The sequence below is a fragment of the Ruegeria sp. BE9 genome, from assembly GCF_056538765.1.
On sequence record NZ_JBQFTS010000006.1, the window covers coordinates 1 to 16,822 of the forward strand.

A 16,822-nucleotide genomic window follows, 5' to 3' on the forward strand; every position below is an offset into this window, starting at 1 on the left:
CATAACCTGAAGGTCGTAGGTTCAAATCCTACTCCCGCAACCAGCGTCAAATAATCAAACACTTAGCGCCCCAAGGGGCGCTTTTTGCGTTTAGGGCGTCTTCGCCCGGCATTCAAATTTACGCCTTGCTTTTACAGGCACGCAACACGACATCAAAGTTCATTCTTGTAAAGCGAACGTTTGCACACGGGAACGAAACGACAAAATTCTCCCTCAGAAGAATCTGCTCTATTGCGTCAGATGCAAAAGAGAAACCGAATTGGGTTACTCGACAACTTTCGGGTAAATGAACCCGTTCACCGGATAGAAACTGCCGTAATGACCAGGCTGGCTTTCAACTCGGACCAGCGTCCAATCATTGCGTTTGGATACGTCCTTGACGCTCATTTTCAACGACACCTTGTTACGGTGCCAATTGGCGTGGTTCACAATAACTTCCCGGTCTGTGACAACATCGGACACAACCGCCACATGCCCAAGGGGCATACCTCGGGTTGCTCGAAAGGACATGACCGAGCCAACAACTGGTTCATTGCCTCGCTCAAAAATATTGTGTGCCTTGCCCCACCAGTCCTTCGCGTTGCCCCGAATTTGGATACCGCTGAGGTTTCGTGCGTAGGGAACGCACCACACTCTTTGTCCGCGAGCCTGCTTTTTTGCGACCTCTCGCAATGCCATTAATTGACGTTCTGGATTCAGATCGGCCTCGCTTGGGCTCTGGGCGCAGGCTGAAATGAGATTTATGAACCCTAATGCGACCGCAGTTCGGGCGATACCAATCAAGCGTGGCTTAGTCGTTCTGTAGGCGCTGATCTGCACGAAGTTTTTTGCCATATCGAAAACTCCTGCGGTTCTACGGTGATCCGATAGGCGTTGGGAAGAGTCTTGCCAATGACCCGGCAGAATTTCGCCGTTCATTACACTCCAAATTGCCCATCAGTTGTTTTGGAAGACGCGGAATTCTTAGGAAACTAAACTGGAACCGCCACTGGTCCGCCTGTGGTGCCCTCCGCCGATTGGTCGGCGAAAGGCAGAGCTGTCTACAAGGCCTTTCGAAAGATAACTTTGTCATCCCCGGCAGACCAGAAATCGCGGATCCGCGCCTCTTCTTCGTAGCCGTTTCTAGAATAGAACTTGCGTGTAAGTTCAAACTCGTCAGTTCCTGACGTATCCACAATCAACAGTCGTTGCCCCATATTCCTTAGCAATTGCTCCAAGGTTTCGACCAAAGCCGATCCCAGACTCTGTCCTTGAAAATCGGGCCGAATGGCGAGGGCAAGCATGTTCCACGTTCCGTTCGCCAGCTCCTCTGGCCCTGCATAACAAAACCCAACCGCGGTACCTTCCTGATGACAGGTCAGCCATATCGACTCGCCCTTTTGGTCGAGCGAGGGTCTTAACATGTCGGGCAACAGTTCACTGGGGAAGAGTTGAGTTTGATCCAGCACTACTTTCAACGCCGGAATGTCCTGTTTTATTGTTTGTCTAACTGTCGGTGTGTTCATCGGTGCTCACATTCTAATTCAGTTATTTGTCGAGGGGGTTTGGGCAGTGCACAGGAATTCAGCCATATGCGGATGTGTCCCAAAACTCCGGCTGCATGATTGGCGCGACAGCAGTCGTCTTACCGCCCAGAACTTTTGCCGACCCAGGCTTCAATTCACACCCCATCCACGACTGGGGGAGCGTCAAAAGTTCGGGATAGGGAGTTTGTTTGTCTGATGGAACAAACCCATACCTCGGGTAAAAACTGGGTACACCCAACACAAACACGGCGTCGACATTCATAGAAGTCAGATGCTCTAGGCCCTTTTCCATAAGTTCCCTGCCAACACCCTTCCCTTGGTGGTCAGGTGAAACACCACACGGGGCCAATAGGAAGCACTTGGCCTTTGGATGTTCCTGAAACACAAACGGTGTGAACAACACGTTGCCCACGATTCTTCCGTCGCGCCGGACACTGATTGAAACTGTTTCTGAAAGCGCCAAAAAGCCTAGGGCAAGCTGCTCAACTTCGGGCCCTTCTTCGTCAAACGCTAGTCGGTGAACATGCGCTATGGCTTCGATTTCTGCTTGGTCCATTGTTCTTTCCTACCTTTGGTTCATTTGTGCACGCACGGATTTGATCCCCAACGCGGATGCGCGGTAGGGGCTACCGTTTTTCGAACGAATGAAACGGCGCTTCAGAAGGCGCTTGAAAACGTCCAAGGTGCAGTCAGCGAGGATATATCCGTCGCGCGTATAACAAGTGACGCCCTGGATCTTTCCATTATCCAGGCGCTCATGATGGATTGACCCGCCCAGGGCGAGTTCGTGCAAAACACGTTGCTCGTGCTTTGATATATTCATTGGGATGTCTCGATCTTACGAAAGCACAAAGACAGGTTCACTCAGCGTCGCGCGTGAGTGTGCCTTTCATTGTTTGTGTTCCTGAATTCGGGTCGCCAGGAACGGGCGTTAGGCCCGGGTCTCTTTCATAAAATCTCCGTTGCATGAGGCGGGTTGCCTCTCGCGTCAGTTGACTTAGTGAGCCGCTCCTCTTGTGTCAAGCTTCCACAAAACAGCCCTCGTTCAGCGGCAGCAAAGAACCTATCATTGCTGCATCCTAGCTTGCCAGATACAGACTAAGTGGATTCTAGCCATGAAAATCTACGTAACTAGCGTCTTCGTCGATGACCAAGATAAAGCAGAGAAGTTCTATACCGAGGTTCTCGGGTTCAAGGTGAAGAACAATATCAGTTTGGGAAAAAATCGTTGGTTAACAGTTGTTTCCAAGGAAGACACTGAAGGTACAGAATTGCTGCTCGAACCAAGTGACCATCCTGCGGTGAGCCCTTACAAACAGGCCTTATTTGCAGATGGCATCGCAGCACACTCCTTTCTGGTCCAGGACCTTGGTGCAGAGTGGAGGAGGTTGAGAGACTTGGGTGTGGATTTCGTAACCGAGCCAGTAGATGCGGGGGCGGTTCACATGGCCGTTTTGGATGACACATGCGGAAACCTCATTCAGCTGATCCAAATGAAAGATGACGCCCCTGCATGAGGCTCAAGAGTATCTACTCAAAGCCAGGTAAAAGCCATTCTTCCGAAACATTTGGTATCAGTCGTTTGAGCGCTATCAGTTGTATCTTCGAACCGCCGATCAAACGGTCTGCCAAACTCAATTTATGAACCTTTTTTGAGCGTGCACCTAAACAACAAAGTGTTTGTTGGCCTTGTATATCATCTGCATTCGCATTCGGCGGCGCCCTTTCGGCGTCATTGCGACGCCAAGAGCCGAGCTCTACCGGTTCTGTCGTTAGGCTGTTCTTAATAGCGTATCGGAAAGTGCGTGTTCTGAAAGGGTTCCCGGCGCACCAATCGCTACCAGCTTTGTTTCGGGCTTGCGATCTCCCCATGGACCATCTCGTGCAATGTCCATGCGTTTTCCTACGACCTGAACAACTATTCGATGGTCCGGGTCCTCCTGACTAAAGACAAAACCCTTGAGGCGATAGACGTCGCCCGGAAGCTTCCGAATTGCGCTCCGGAGCGAGGATAGATTTATCGGCTGTTCAGCTTTCATCATTGTCGTTGAAAAGCTGTCCGAATGGTCCGTGTGCTGACAACCGCAGTCTGGCCCATGCTCATGATGCCTGACCCTTTCTGGTTCAAGTTGTTCGGCGGCAAAACGACCGACGGAAAGCAATATGTCTAACGGGACATCAGCATTTACGGCCTCAACCAGCCGATACCGACGGAAGCGCGACCCAAGCCAATCATGCACCTTCTGAACTGTAGCTCTATCGACAAGGTCAACCTTGTTCAGAATAACCATGTCAGAAAATGCAATTTGGCGGAGCTTCAATTCCATTTGTTCCGGCGCGGCAAACAGTTGTTCTGCATCGACCAGGCACATGAGGCTATCCAAGCGGATCATGTCTCGGAACTTTTGATCTGTGAACGTCATCGCGATTGAAGACGGGTCTGATACGCCGCTGGCTTCAAGGATGATGTATTCTGGTCTTTCAGGGCGAGCGAGAACGGCCTCAACCGTTTCGATCAGGTCATCTCGGATTGAGCAACAAACGCACCCATTCGCCAAACTCATCACATCATCCTCGAGGCCGACTACGAGGTCGGCGTCGACGTTGATTGATCCAAAGTCGTTGACCAATACAGCGACCCGCAAACCGTGATTTCCGGTAAGGATACGGTTCAATAGTGTCGTCTTACCGGCTCCGAGAAAGCCGGTAAGGATCGTGACGGGGACCGCAGAGGTCGAACCAAATTCGATCATTCTATCACTCCGATTTCTTTTTTCGGTTCGGGATGACGTCGTCGGTTTTGATTACGAAATCGCTAGGCCACTCAGGGTCAGGGGCGCGGAAGACATCAGCCGGATAGTATTCCTTGGGGTCGATTTCCATATCGCGGTATTTTTGGTCTTGCTGTTCAGCACGTGAGGATCGCGGTGCGGGGGGCTTGATTTCATCCGGCAAGGTGATCTTCCCTTCTGCCTCCATCTTGCCCAGCTCGCGGAACGGAGCGACCGAGCCAGATTTCCCGGGAAGCGTCGCCTTTCGATACCAGATCGCATCCTTCGTGACGTTGACGACAGCTACATCCAAACCCCAGGCGAACAGCCCATCATAATGAGCACGTATTCCCGCCAGCATTTCAGCATCGATATCTTCGTCTTGTGTATAGTGGGTCACCATCGCAAGCCGCGGGCGTGCTTCGGCCATCATCTTACCAACCGCATAATGTGACGTATGGTGCGTATCGATTGTATAGTTAAACAACTCTTGCGGCAGACCGTATTTGTACGTCATGAGCTGGCCGATATCCTGACCAGACATCTCTGTTACAAACACATCGACGCCTTTTCCGTATTCAAGGCTCAGTTCATCGGGACGACCATCACCGGTCCAAACGAAACTCAAACCGTTCCAATCGAGCCGATATCCGACAGCGCCGTCTTTGGCGTGGCTTCGAGGCCATGACCGAACTACGACCCCATCTTCTTCGTAAACGATGCCGCCTTCCTGACGGAAATCGAATTCGTTGACCTCAATTTCGTAACCGTCCCCGATTGGGAACACATCAAAGGCCTCAAGGTGCCATTTGAGCATCTGCTGCATCCCTTTGACCATACCCGCCGTCCCAAGGTCAGGGGTGCGACCGGAGGGTCCGTGTATGCGCAACGGAGTGTAGCCTCCGGACCAAGCTCTGAAAGGATAAATGTAAGGAATGTCGGCGTAGTGATCGACATGAAGGTGCGTAATGAAGATATCATTGATCAATTGGGCTGGAACTTGCATCCCAATGATGTTGCGAACGCAGCCTGATCCAAAGTCAAAGAAGAACCGTTTTCCGTTGCCCAACTCTACCATTACACAGGTGCCAGCCTGATCTTCACGCGGTGGAAATGGGGTGGATCCGCAAAATGAAATCCGCATTTCATCAGGCCCGAGATCTTCGGAAAGCGGAAAGTAGTTTGCGTTCGATCCGGTCATGTATTTCGTAGGCCGGAAATACTCAGGTAAAGTAATGCCTCCGGCAGGTCTGCCGCCATATGGGTTCTTAAGGTTTTCACCTAGCGGACCGCTGCCAGGATGCGCTTGCGCCTCACTTGAACCATAACTTACCGCACCTGTTGCGACCGCTCCCGCAGCCAGACCCTGCATGACGTGCCGCCGGGAAGGGTTTTCGATCTCATCGGGGTGCTGGTTCTGTTCGTTCTCGAGATCTTTGCCGTTGTCTTTTGTTGTCATAGCTATGCCCTCAATCTGAAATGCTGCGGGGATTGCGCTTCACCATCCGGCGAAGCTCGTTCACAAGTTCTGATCTGATGTGGGTCCATTCCGCGCGCTCTGAGGCAGGGATTGATAAATCTTCCAAAAGCGCAGAAACTTTCTTTAGGTCTTCTACGACCTCAATGAACAACGCATCCGCTTTGGAGTGCTTGGTAAGCACGTCGAAAAGCTCTGGAATTTCTTCACTCAGGTCTACCGTCACTGGATAAATCCCGGTTCCCACTATCTATTCTCACATCAAGATGAGTGTGGTTGACCGCAGAGACCAAGTGAGTCACCGTGAGTTGGGGGTGAGTTTGTCTTGAACAAAGCCAATGATTTACCGACAGATCAACATAGTGGGCAGCCGTCTCCGGATCTTGTCCGAGAAGCTCTCATGCGCATTGTGTCGAGCAGCGAGTTTCAGGCTTCGCCCCGCCTCCAGCAGTTTCTCACCTACATCGTCGAGGAAACTCTCGCAGGTCGCGGTGCCCAAATACGAGGCAAAGCAATCGCTGTCGAAGTGTACGGGCGACGCATAGACGGCACTGGCGGCCAAAATCTCGTTCGTGTTGAAGCCAGGCGGCTGCGCCGATTGCTGCGTGAGTTCTACGAAAACCATTGGGACGGTGAGGGCATTCGCATCTTTGTCGATTCTGGCGGATACAAACCCCGGTTTTCATACGAAACAACGCCTGAAGATAACTCCTCAGAGGTGAAAAAGCGCGGACATCCTACGACGCCTTTGCGACCCCTGCTGTTTGCTGGGTTGGGTGCCCTAGCTGTCGTCATAGTGTTTGGATTTTGGTTGGTTCGGCAAAACACTGAGCCCCAGCCGACGGATCAATCATCAGAGCAGGCGAGACGAGCAGCACTTGGTGAGCATTCGTTGTCCAGTTTGCAGGCGGCTAACCTCGCGGACCAAGCCCGTGGAATGTTTTTCCCCGTTTTTGATGTCAAACGTCAGCAAATGGCGTTGGGAATGTTTCAGCATGCCACAGAGTTGGACCCAGCTTTGGCTGACGGTTATGCGGGGTCGGCGCAGGTCTTGGCGACTCTGGCCATGTTGCAGCCGGACGAACAGCAAAGAGATGTTTTCTTTGCTCAAGCTTCGGAAATGTCGGGAATAGCGCTTGACCTATCGCCAACAGACGCGTGGGCCAATGCTGCAAGCGGTTGGGTATCGGCCGTTTGGGACCAGCCAGACAAGGCTTTGAAATACGCGCGAATGTCGAAAGAACTTGCGCCTTTGGATGGACATATTTTGGACCTCGTTGGAATTACGGCCATTGTTGCCAACGCGCCCGAACTCGCCGCCGAAGTCAGCGACCCTGAGAGATCCAGAACGGGATCTGGCCGATTTGGCGCGAGAAATATCTGGGGTGTCTCCCAGCTCATGCTCGGGAACTACGAAAATGTGGTCGACGCTTTTCAGGGAGCGCCCGCCGCCGGTGCGCCTGTCAGCGCTCCTTCGTTATTGTTCCAAGCCGTTGCGCAAGATCAGCTGGGAAATTCTGAGGAAGCACAAAAACTCATTTCCGAAATGCGAAAGACGTGGCCCGAGTTTCCCTCTGAGTTTCTTGCCGACAGGATTTTTCAAAACGACGGAACAACGCGGGACATGATAATTGAAGTGCTCAGCAGGTACTGACGAAGCGCGCCCAGAGAATTGCCAAAAGAGTAACAAGTTTCGGTGGGGTGGAGCATACTCAGTGCTGAAAACTTGCGCTGAGCTTGAACGGCTGGTCGGGGGCTTTCGCTATGCAGTTTCCCAAGCGCTCGTAAACGGCCCATAAGGTGCGATCTACGCATTCTTGGTGGGTGAAGGTAGAGGTCAAACGATGACCTCTACCTAAAAGTTTAGGCGTTGAAGAACTCAGCTACAGCATCGGTAGAAGCTTTGACAGCCTCGGGCTTGTAGTAGAAATCCACATGGTTGAATTCGTCAAAAGCCAACTCTTTGTGGTCGTTTGTCAGTTTCTCGACGAATGCGGTCGAACAGATCGCAGTGAAGGCCGAACTGCTGTAAATGGTCAGCGTGGGCTGAACAATTTTGTCGGCGTAATGCTCAGCGAGTGCAAACGAGGATTGCATCGCCTGGTCGGCGATATGCATGTTCGAGAAGTTCGGAACCGCAACCGGCCCTTTGGCCCCGGTGCGGCCATAATAGTCATAGCTTTGCTCAGCCATCGTTGGAATCGGAGACGCTTTGATGAAATCTTCGCGGGAGATATCGTCATCCAGGCCGAACGTATCAACATAGATCGGTTCGCCGGTTTCATACATCTTCTGCTTCGAAGCGTTTGCGCCCTCGATCATCTGGTGCGCTCCGTTTAGATCCGTCCACAGGAACGCATCCGATGCCATCATGCCTGACACCAGAGCGATTTTCTTGATCCGGTGGTCGGTCACAGCGGCCGCTGCGATGATCGAACCACCTTGGCAAACGCCCAGGCCATGGATTTCTTCGACGAAGGGCAAGGTGCCCAGATAGGAAACCGCATCCCAAGTGTTTTCGATTAGGCGGAACATGTAGCGGGACTTCATGAACTCACCGGGAAGCGCCGGGGAATCACCCATGCCCAGATAGTCGAAACCCAGATAGATGAAACCGCGATCGGCCATTTCCGGGCCGTAAGTCGCCGGAATTTGGTCTTTCACCTGCGGGAATGGGCTGGCGCCAACGATAGCCTTATATTTCTTGGACGCATCAAAACCTTCGGGAAGGTAAAGGTCGCCAGCCAAATCCACGCCAAAGGATTTGAAAGTTACTTGGTTTTTGCCAGCAGTGAGGGCCATATCTGAAAGTCCTTCGATAGAGGGTTGTGTGGTTTGTTTGGCATTTGCTCCCCAGCCCGTGAGGGACAGCAACGAAGCGAAGGAGGCAGTTTGGAGGACGTCGCGCCGTGACAGTCTAATCATGATGAGGCTCCGCTTTCTCGGGGTGGTCGGCAACTTGCCTTGCAAAAGTACATCGCAGTGTTTACTTAGGGTGTTGGGTATCGTTTGTAAATAGATCCCTTTACTTTTAGGGTTAAAATCGTGAAGCGCACTGAAAAGAAAAGAAAAGATATCATCGAAGCTGCCATCGATGAGTTCCGTGAGCAGGGCTTTCTCGGGGCAACGACAACTTCTATTGCCAAAAAAGCGAACGTATCGAGTCGCACGCTCTACAATCACTTTGAGAGTAAGGAGGCCCTGTTCGAAGCGATTTCTGAGATCATGATCGAACGAAATTGGCTCATGGAATCGGTGCCCTACGACCCGGAACGCGATTTCGTTGAGCAATTGGAGGACGCCTTGTGGCGTTACATTCAGGTCATCACGGACGAAACGGCTATTGGGCTAAATCGCATGGTCCTGTCTGAGCTGATCCGCGATCTGGATCGCTCTCGTAAGTTCTTTTCCGAGTCTGCGACGCATGATTATCCGATGACCAGATTGATTGCGGAGGCAATGGAAGCAGGCGTCCTACGTAAAGCGGATCCCATTTTCGCGACCAGTCAACTTCTGGCGCTTGTCAAAAACTACTTCTTTTGGCCAGAGTTCTTTAAAGGCGAAAGCTCTATTCCAAAGGAGGTTATGGACGAGTGTGTTGGGATGTTCATGGCGTACTACAAACAGGATTAGCAAAGCATTTAGCCGCGTGCCGATCCGGCTAGGATAGGAGTCTCCGGCACTTAAACGGCCTTACTGAGGACGGGTGTTTTGCCGAGCTCTACAGTTCTTGTTACCGGCCATAACGACTGCTTTTGACCGCAAACCAAAAGCTGGCATTGTCGTAACTAAGGCGAATGGCAGTCTTTTCACGCAAGGCGGCTAAATGAAAACAGAGGAGCTGCACGTTCCTAAGATAAATGATCGCCACACCAATTTCAACGTGGCGATCATTTCTTAAGTCAGTGTACCAGCACTTGGTCGAATTCACTCTCAGGGTCGACGACCGGATCAAGGACAAGCAACAGTCTTGTTTCGCCTGAACCTTCAATCGGTGGTGAACGGTGCAAGAGACCCGACTTCGGCTCTTCGGGCCAGCGCGTTCCTCGCAGCAATATAGGAGACGCCGTAGGAACTGTGAAAACGCGGCTTGGTTCAGCCCCGTCGGTTGAGATGCCATACTGCGTACCTGTGCCGCGATACGTGCAAACGAGACGCGCAGTGACGGCATCAATGTGGAACCTGCGACAGGCATTCGTGGTCACGATGTCCAGACGAAGGCGCAGCCACTTTGCGTCCATTACATCTGCGAAGATATCCGACAGTGCGGCTATGTCCTCAACCAAGCGATTACATTCGGCGCCTTTTGGAGTTCCGGACGCTTCACATGTTTCGGCAACCGCCCGTCGAACCATTTCTGGACGCAGTATCAATCGCGCTTTGGGCAGGTTCTCTGGTGGCAACCCGTCGATCCATGACTGGAACTGTTGCAAGGGGTTTCGGCGCCAGACCACGGCGGCACAACCCGGGTGATGGATAGCTGAAAGACCCTTTGGGCTTTCTGCAACTCCTACACCGATCGCCGCGTCCTTGATGGCTTCGCGAGTATGAATCATGCTGCCGCCTCGGCGCGGCGCCACATTGGGAAGGGATCGGGCATTTCTGGTAGATCCTCGGGCCGACCCGCGACAAGCGCGGGAAGCAGGGCTGCGTCCAGCCGGGCCTTTAAGGCTGGCCAATCGATGCCGCTCCCGATAAACACGATTTCCTGGCGCCGATCGCCCCAAGGCTCTTGCCAATGTGCCTCCATGTAAGCCCGAGCGCTCTCATGATCAGGGCGCCGGTCTTCTGGGACAGTGGCCCACCATGTGCCAAGGGGTTTGACCGAGGACAAAGCGCCTGCAAGTGAAAATTCGGCAACCCAATCCGGGCGTGTGGCAATCCAGAAATGCCCCTTGGCACGGATCACACCGGGCAATTCACCGTTGAGCACAGTCAGAATTTTCTCGGGCACGAAAGGCTGCCGAGCGCGGTAGACGTAGCTTGTTACGCCATATTCTTCGGTTTCGGGAACATGGTCCGCAAACCCATAAAGCTCTTTGGCCCACATTGGGTGTTCATGTGCTTTCTCGAAATCAAATAGACCGGTATCCAGAATTGCATCCGCGGGTACCTCGGAGTGGTCGGTTTCGATGATCTGCGCATCCGCATTCAGGCTTCGGATTATTTTGCGCGCAGCATCCACTTGATCTGGTCCGGCATCGGAGACCTTGTTCAAAATCACGACGTCAGCAAACTCGATCTGGTCTGTAAGCAGGTGGACTAGGGTGCGCTCGTCCTCTTCTCCTAGCACCTCGCCCCGGTCGCGCAGAAAGTCGTGGCTGGAATAGTCCTTGAGCAGGTTTACGGCATCGACAACTGTCACCATGGTATCCAGCCGCGATACATCTGACAGGCTGTTTCCTTCCGCGTCTCGAAAGTCGAATGTGGCAGCAACAGGTAGAGGCTCGGAAATACCGGTTGATTCAATCAGCAGGTAGTCGAACCGGTCCTCGGCCGCCAAACGCCTGACTTCATCCAATAGATCGTCGCGAAGCGTACAACAGATGCAACCGTTCGACATTTCCACAAGGGTTTCGTCTGTTCTGGATAGTTCGGTGTCTGCGCGCACAAGATCGGCATCGATGTTCACTTCGGACATGTCGTTTACAATGACAGCGACCCGACGCCCGTCACGATTGTTCAGCACACGGTTCAGAAGTGTCGTTTTACCTGCTCCTAGAAAGCCGGACAGCACGGTAACTGGAAGGCGGGTGTCTATCATAGATCGAAATCCTCATCTGGAAGGGTCAGCCGGACCGTCACGCGGGTGTGAGGTCTGAATCCCTGTATCTTGAATACAATTTAATTTGTTACGTTATTACATAAAGTATAACAAGGCGCGTTTTGGGATGAAGTTTTGGGCGCCGCCCAGATCACGTTAAGGGTTAGGCGACACTTGGCCTTAACCCCTTTCTCGGATTTGTAAGAAATTCAGCGTGTGCAGGTTTATCGCTTTGGGCTGTCAGAAGCCCTTCGTAGCGGAGCAGCCTGCTGTTACACGGGCGGAAGAGCGTGTTTCGCGAAATGGAAGGCCGGTTGACGCCACAGATTTGAGAGTTGGTGGCAGCGTACAACCGACCAAAGCTGTGCGCTGCTATCACGATTGAGATCTGGTTTAGGTGGGCGGAAGCGAGGCAAATTCCTGAACAAGGTATGTGACGTTGACCTTGTGCACTTTCCAACCGGCATCTGTTCTGTGCACGCCAATTTCATAGTCCACCCAGCGATAGCCTCTCAGTGTGCCACCATCGTCAGCAAATTCACCAGCAGGCGTATTCTCAAGCACGATAACACCTTTGCTGAAAACCGTAGCTGTGTCGGCATCCTCAAAGAAAACGCGATCGTTCGAAGTCACATGGTGAATGACCAGCTTCTCTGCCGTCTCATAGAAGCCTTTCCAACGTGTCAGGATTTCTTCTTTCGGCTTAACCACTGGCGCGCCATTCACGGGCTCGCCGATCGTGGTTTCGATATCTCCATCCAACAGGTCAGCTGTGACGTCCCATTGTTGGGTGTCGACGCTGAGCGTAAGATTGGTGGCGGTGCGTTGGATCTCGAGAACATCAACAAGGTTTTCTGCGGTGATGGGGCTTCCGAGCGTTTTGTTGACCAACGAATTATCTCCTTGTGCAAAAGCTGGTGCGACCGAAAGCACAAGTGCGGCGGTACAAAGGGCAGATCTCAAACCCATGACTGTTTTCCTTTCTGTGTGCTGGTAGTGGCGCGGTCTTCGTTTGCGCCGATGGACAAATGTAAACACTTCGTTTACTTATTGGATTAGATCGTAAAATGTAAACAGCTAATTTACATATTGACGATTACGATGAAGGAAATGACGTGAAGCTAACTGATAAAAAAAGAAAAAATATTCTTGAAGCAGCCGTTCAGGAATTCCAGGAATACGGGTTCCGAGGGGCTAAGACGACGCGGATCGCAAGCAAGGCGGGAGTTTCGAGTCGTACTCTGTACAACCACTTTGACAGCAAAGAGGCTCTGTTCCAGGAGATCTCGGAAGCGATGATCAAGAAAAAAGGGGCTATTGGCTATGTGCCCTTCGATCCAGAGCGCGATCTGAAAACACAGCTCGAAGAGCTTATCACCAACTATGTCGAAAAGCTGACTGAACCGGAAACCATTGCCATTACACGGATGGTGACCGCAGAAATGCTGATCGACCCAGAACGGTCCAAAGCCTACGTCGCAGAAGTTGCCAAGTTCCAAAATCCGATAACCGGATTGATTTCGGAAGCAATGCAAGCTGGCGCCATTCGCGCTGCAGACCCTCAGTATGCCTCACGGCAATTACACAGCCTTATTAGAGAGTTCTTTTACGCTCCCGAATTCATGTTCGGAGCCAAGCAAGATACGGACGGTATCATGTCGGACTGCTTGGACATGTTCCTGTCCCACTATTCCACGAGCTGCAAAAAGTGACTGGGACGGACAATCTGTAAGGATCGAATGGCTGGCTGAATTGCTTAAAAAAGGTAGGTTGTGAACTTTGGATCTGTTTTCTTGCCCCGGCCAAAGTAGTCTCGCCGAGAGGAAGCGGAGAGGCTCGTTTGAAAGGGTTTGGGCAAGAAACGGCACAGGTGAATTCTGAATCCGCAAGCCAAGTCATCTTCACAAAATGCACAGTTGTCAGATAAATCCAGGAACACAACCATTCCGGTTTTGGTTCGCCATACAGCTCTCGCAAAGTGGTCGATTTTTGCAAAACGACCTGATTTCTGATAGAAAAAAGTTCTTGTTAAGACCACTTCGCGTTTGGAACGCTGCGCAACTTTTGAGGCACGCAGAGACCGAAGATCGAGCGATGACAGTGGCGGGACCTTTTGACGAAACGCAAAATTGGTCCGTTATCTGAATAATGGATATCACAGCATGTAGCTCTGAGACGCATGCTGTATCCGAACCAAAAAAAATTGATTCAATACCGTGTTAAATCTTTGATTTAAGGCACAATTTCGCCGTGCGTTGCGCATAGGTGGGGCACTGCCTCTCCGTAGTTCTGATCCAGACCGATTTTGGAACTGGAGACTGACATATGCTGGCAATTACCAAATTTCGCAAAGCACCGATTCCAACACAAAGCCTTTGTAGCGCTCATCGCGCGTATCAATTTGTGATCTTACTTATACTCACGGGGTTTCTCGTACCTTTTGGTGGCACAGCAACCCTCGCTGACAGCAGCCTCCAATATGTCGTCGGTAACGACCGGGGTGGCTATCTGCATGACCGTTTAATCGAAATCGAAAACTTGCAGCGCAACGGCGTTCAGGTGGAAATTCGCGGCCGTGTATGTTTTTCGACCTGCACAATGTATCTGGGTTTGCCTGGCACCTGTGTTGAGCCCAAAACAACGTTTGGATTCCATGGCCCGTCCCGGAGCGGGCGTCGCCTGGCCAAAGAGGATTTCGACTACTTCAGCAAAGTCATGGCTGACTATTATCCCGAACCCCTCAAATCATGGTTTATGGAAAAGGGGCGCAATCGCATTAACGGCGTATACAAAATCAAGGGCGCCGAACTCATCAGATTAGGCGTTCCAGCATGTAGAACTGCTTGAGCGCGGTCTTGAACCTACCGGATGGGGTAGGTATCTGCCATATGTTCGTGCGAAAATGGGCTGTAGGACACGCTGCGGCCCGTTTCAGCAATTCAGGCAGGAGATTCGAGTACCTTGCTATCTTCCTTTCTTCGTCGTTTTGGAAGGCGTGCAACGTTTCCTCTACCTTCGCCTGCCACGCCTTTGTTCGTGATAGGAGACGTGCATGGGTGCTTGGTCCAGCTAGAGAAACTTCTGCAACAAACGCCAAGTGGTCATCGGGTTGTCCTGGTCGGTGACTACGTTGATCGGGGCGAATACAGCGCAGATGTTTTGAAGTTGGTGAGTGAACGCTTGGAACTGACCTGCCTCATGGGCAATCATGAGGAAATGCTACTGCGCTTTCTGAAGAACCCAGAAGAACAAGGGGCACGATGGTTGCGTTACGGAGGGCTGCAAACGCTTGCTTCTTTCGGCGTCCGCGGCGCTCGGCCTGAAATGACTGCACCCGAGCTGAAGGACTGTCGTGACAGTCTGAAGGACGCAATGGGAGAACAATTGTGCCGGTGGCTTGGGGGCCTCCGCACGTCACTTCAGTCAGGCAATATTCTGATCACTCATGCTGGCGCAGATCCCCAAGCGGCGGCGGATCAACAAACTGACAAAACGCTGATCTGGGGGCATCAAGACTTTCAATCTATTGATCGGCGGGACGGCGTTTGGGTTGTGCATGGCCACACTATCGTCAGTCAGGCAAACGCAAGTCGGGGGCGTATCGCTATAGACACAGGCGCATTTGCGACCGGAGTTTTAAGCGCTGTTTGTCTTGATGGGTCGGAACCGAGGTTTGTGACCGCGCGCCCTTAGCAAACAAACGCCGGTAAAAAAGCTATTTTTTCGATGTTTCCGGACAATGTCTTGTAACTTTAAAACACATTCAATAGGACCGGATTATAGAAGAACAGATTTCGAGCTTTTAATGATGATCACACCAGTTCTCCTCTGCGGAGGTTCCGGCACAAGGCTCTGGCCACTATCGCGCAAGAGTTATCCCAAGCAATTTGTGCCACTTGTAGGAGAGGAAACGCTCTTCCAGGCTTCGGCAAGGCGCTTGTCCGGTCGGACGGAACACTTGAAATTCGCAGCACCCGTAGTGCTGACTAACTCGGATTTCCGTTTCATCGTAGCAGAACAGCTCCAAGCTGCTGGTATTGATCCGGGAACGATCATTATTGAACCCGAAGGACGCAACACAGCGCCTGCAATTCTAGCCGCCGCACTGCGGGCCTATGAAGAAAACGATGAGGCAATCCTGCTCATCGCTCCGTCTGATCACGTTGTTCCCGACGCAGCGGCCTTTCAAGCGGCTGTCGCTCGCGGCCTCTCTGCCGTCGAACAAGGGCAGTTGGTTACGTTCGGCATCACACCCACTCATGCTGAAACTGCGTATGGTTATCTGGAACTGGCAACTGCTCCTGACAGCGATGGCGCGCCCGTTTCACTAAAGCAGTTCGTTGAAAAACCCGATCATGCTCGTGCAACAGAAATGTTGGCTGCCGGGAATTTCAAATGGAATGCAGGGATTTTCCTGTTCCGCGCTGCTGATATTATCGCTGCGTTCAAAAAGCACGCGCCTGATTTGATCGAACCAGTCAAAGCCGCAGTAGAAACCGCCACTTCGGATCTGGGTTTCCTGCGTTTGAACCCTGAGCCTTGGGGGCACGCCGAAGACATTTCGATCGACTATGCGGTTATGGAAAAGGCGGAAAACCTGTCCGTTGTTCCATTTGACTCTGCTTGGTCCGATCTGGGCGGCTGGGATGCAGTGTGGCGGGAAAGCAACCCGGACGAAAACGGTGTTGTGACAAGTGGCGAAGCCACTGCAATCGACTGCCAAAACTCCTTGTTGCGCTCAGATAGCGATCAGATGGAAGTCGTTGGGATCGGGCTGGAGAACATCATCGCCGTAGCCATGAATGACGCGGTTCTGGTGGCTGACTCATCTCGTGCTCAGGATGTTAAAAAGGCTGTTACCGAATTAAAGAAAAAAGGTGCGCCTCAGGCAACGGCGTTCCCGAAAGACCACCGGCCATGGGGTTGGTTTGAAAGCCTTGTTGTTGGTGATCGGTTCCAGGTGAAAAGGATTATGGTACACCCCGGGGCCTCTCTGAGCCTTCAGAGCCATTTCCACCGGTCCGAGCATTGGATCGTTGTCGAGGGTACCGCTCGGGTTACAATCGACGATCACCAGCAGCTGGTTACGGAAAACCAGTCGGTTTACATCCCACTGGGGGCAGTTCATCGGATGGAAAACCCCGGCAAAGTACCGATGGTTTTGATTGAAGTTCAGACCGGAGCTTACGTGGGTGAGGATGACATTGTCCGATACGAGGACAAATACGCACGCGGGCAGGGAGCAAAGGGCTAAGCCTGGTGCGGCGACTTCCAAGTTAACGTG

The 16,822-nt window shown here is 52.1% G+C and carries 18 protein-coding genes; 7 read left to right on the top strand and 11 right to left on the bottom strand.

All coding sequences use genetic code 11. The annotated features are described in order from the left end of the window. Positions 1 to 264: 264 nt before the first annotated feature. The 4 genes from ACR0EO_RS15590 to ACR0EO_RS15605 form a co-directional block, all read right to left on the bottom strand. Positions 265 to 834 (bottom strand): CHAP domain-containing protein, encoded by a 570-nt coding sequence (locus ACR0EO_RS15590; protein ID WP_480691423.1) that lies wholly within the window; start codon positions 832 to 834, stop codon positions 265 to 267. 206 nt (positions 835 to 1,040) lie between these two features. Further along, positions 1,041 to 1,505, bottom strand: a complete 465-nt coding sequence (locus tag ACR0EO_RS15595; protein WP_480691424.1) for a GNAT family N-acetyltransferase — start codon at positions 1,503 to 1,505, stop codon at positions 1,041 to 1,043. Between the two features lie 58 nt (positions 1,506 to 1,563). Further along, a complete protein-coding gene (locus ACR0EO_RS15600; RefSeq protein WP_480691425.1) occupies positions 1,564 to 2,082 on the bottom strand; it encodes a GNAT family N-acetyltransferase in 519 nt (172 codons plus the stop codon). A 9-nt stretch (positions 2,083 to 2,091) separates the two neighbouring features. Beyond that, positions 2,092 to 2,349, bottom strand: coding sequence for a YjhX family toxin (locus tag ACR0EO_RS15605; protein ID WP_480691426.1), 258 nt, complete (start codon positions 2,347 to 2,349; stop codon positions 2,092 to 2,094). A gap of 292 nt (positions 2,350 to 2,641) precedes the next feature. Between ACR0EO_RS15605 and ACR0EO_RS15610 the strand changes: the two genes are divergently transcribed. After that, entirely contained in the window at positions 2,642 to 3,043 is a 402-nt protein-coding gene (locus ACR0EO_RS15610; RefSeq protein ID WP_480691427.1) for a VOC family protein, read from the top strand. A 255-nt stretch (positions 3,044 to 3,298) separates the two neighbouring features. Here the strand turns inward: ACR0EO_RS15610 and ACR0EO_RS15615 are convergent, their stop codons facing one another. From ACR0EO_RS15615 to ACR0EO_RS15625, 3 genes are read right to left on the bottom strand one after another with little or no spacing between them, the layout of a single operon-like run. Next, positions 3,299 to 4,279 carry a CobW family GTP-binding protein gene (locus ACR0EO_RS15615; RefSeq protein WP_480691428.1) on the bottom strand — a complete coding sequence of 327 codons (981 nt, stop codon included), beginning with the start codon at positions 4,277 to 4,279 and terminating at the stop codon, positions 3,299 to 3,301. 4 nt (positions 4,280 to 4,283) lie between these two features. Further along, positions 4,284 to 5,756, bottom strand: coding sequence for a guanitoxin biosynthesis MBL fold metallo-hydrolase GntH (gntH, locus tag ACR0EO_RS15620; protein ID WP_480691429.1), 1,473 nt, complete (start codon positions 5,754 to 5,756; stop codon positions 4,284 to 4,286). A 10-nt stretch (positions 5,757 to 5,766) separates the two neighbouring features. Further along, the gene (locus tag ACR0EO_RS15625; RefSeq protein WP_480691430.1) at positions 5,767 to 6,000 is read right to left on the bottom strand and encodes a hypothetical protein; all 234 of its coding nucleotides are present in this window, start codon (positions 5,998 to 6,000) and stop codon (positions 5,767 to 5,769) included. A gap of 174 nt (positions 6,001 to 6,174) precedes the next feature. Between ACR0EO_RS15625 and ACR0EO_RS15630 the strand changes: the two genes are divergently transcribed. After that, complete coding sequence (locus ACR0EO_RS15630; RefSeq protein WP_480691431.1) at positions 6,175 to 7,428, top strand: hypothetical protein; 1,254 nt, start codon at positions 6,175 to 6,177, stop codon at positions 7,426 to 7,428. A gap of 209 nt (positions 7,429 to 7,637) precedes the next feature. Here ACR0EO_RS15630 and ACR0EO_RS15635 read toward each other — a convergent pair whose 3' ends face one another. Continuing rightward, positions 7,638 to 8,576, bottom strand: a complete 939-nt coding sequence (locus ACR0EO_RS15635) for an alpha/beta hydrolase (RefSeq protein WP_480691432.1) — start codon at positions 8,574 to 8,576, stop codon at positions 7,638 to 7,640. A 243-nt stretch (positions 8,577 to 8,819) separates the two neighbouring features. On the opposite strand from ACR0EO_RS15635, the gene ACR0EO_RS15640 reads away from it, so the two are divergent. Then, positions 8,820 to 9,407, top strand: a complete 588-nt coding sequence (locus tag ACR0EO_RS15640; RefSeq protein ID WP_480691433.1) for a TetR/AcrR family transcriptional regulator — start codon at positions 8,820 to 8,822, stop codon at positions 9,405 to 9,407. A gap of 269 nt (positions 9,408 to 9,676) precedes the next feature. Here the strand turns inward: ACR0EO_RS15640 and ACR0EO_RS15645 are convergent, their stop codons facing one another. The 3 genes from ACR0EO_RS15645 to ACR0EO_RS15655 all read right to left on the bottom strand — a co-directional run bounded on the left by ACR0EO_RS15645 (position 9,677) and on the right by ACR0EO_RS15655 (position 12,507). Beyond that, positions 9,677 to 10,330, bottom strand: coding sequence for a DUF1826 domain-containing protein (locus ACR0EO_RS15645; RefSeq protein ID WP_480691434.1), 654 nt, complete (start codon positions 10,328 to 10,330; stop codon positions 9,677 to 9,679). Next, positions 10,327 to 11,538, bottom strand: a complete 1,212-nt coding sequence (locus ACR0EO_RS15650; protein ID WP_480691435.1) for a GTP-binding protein — start codon at positions 11,536 to 11,538, stop codon at positions 10,327 to 10,329. Before ACR0EO_RS15650 ends, ACR0EO_RS15645 begins: the two co-directional genes overlap by 4 nt. Positions 11,539 to 11,931: 393 nt before the next feature. Beyond that, entirely contained in the window at positions 11,932 to 12,507 is a 576-nt protein-coding gene (locus tag ACR0EO_RS15655; RefSeq protein ID WP_480691436.1) for a nuclear transport factor 2 family protein, read from the bottom strand. 146 nt (positions 12,508 to 12,653) lie between these two features. Here ACR0EO_RS15655 and ACR0EO_RS15660 point away from each other — a divergent pair, with 146 nt between their 5' ends. The 4 genes from ACR0EO_RS15660 (at position 12,654) to ACR0EO_RS15675 (ending at position 16,792) form a co-directional block, all read left to right on the top strand. After that, positions 12,654 to 13,250: a TetR/AcrR family transcriptional regulator gene (locus tag ACR0EO_RS15660; RefSeq protein WP_480691437.1), complete on the top strand. Its 597-nt coding sequence runs from the start codon at positions 12,654 to 12,656 to the stop codon at positions 13,248 to 13,250. A gap of 613 nt (positions 13,251 to 13,863) precedes the next feature. Continuing rightward, complete coding sequence (locus ACR0EO_RS15665; protein ID WP_480691438.1) at positions 13,864 to 14,385, top strand: hypothetical protein; 522 nt, start codon at positions 13,864 to 13,866, stop codon at positions 14,383 to 14,385. A gap of 189 nt (positions 14,386 to 14,574) precedes the next feature. After that, on the top strand, positions 14,575 to 15,231 hold the full coding sequence (locus tag ACR0EO_RS15670) for a metallophosphoesterase (protein WP_480691748.1): 657 nt from the start codon (positions 14,575 to 14,577) through the stop codon (positions 15,229 to 15,231). Between the two features lie 112 nt (positions 15,232 to 15,343). Further along, positions 15,344 to 16,792, top strand: coding sequence for a mannose-1-phosphate guanylyltransferase/mannose-6-phosphate isomerase (locus tag ACR0EO_RS15675; RefSeq protein WP_480691439.1), 1,449 nt, complete (start codon positions 15,344 to 15,346; stop codon positions 16,790 to 16,792). The last annotated feature ends 30 nt before the right edge of the window (positions 16,793 to 16,822 follow it).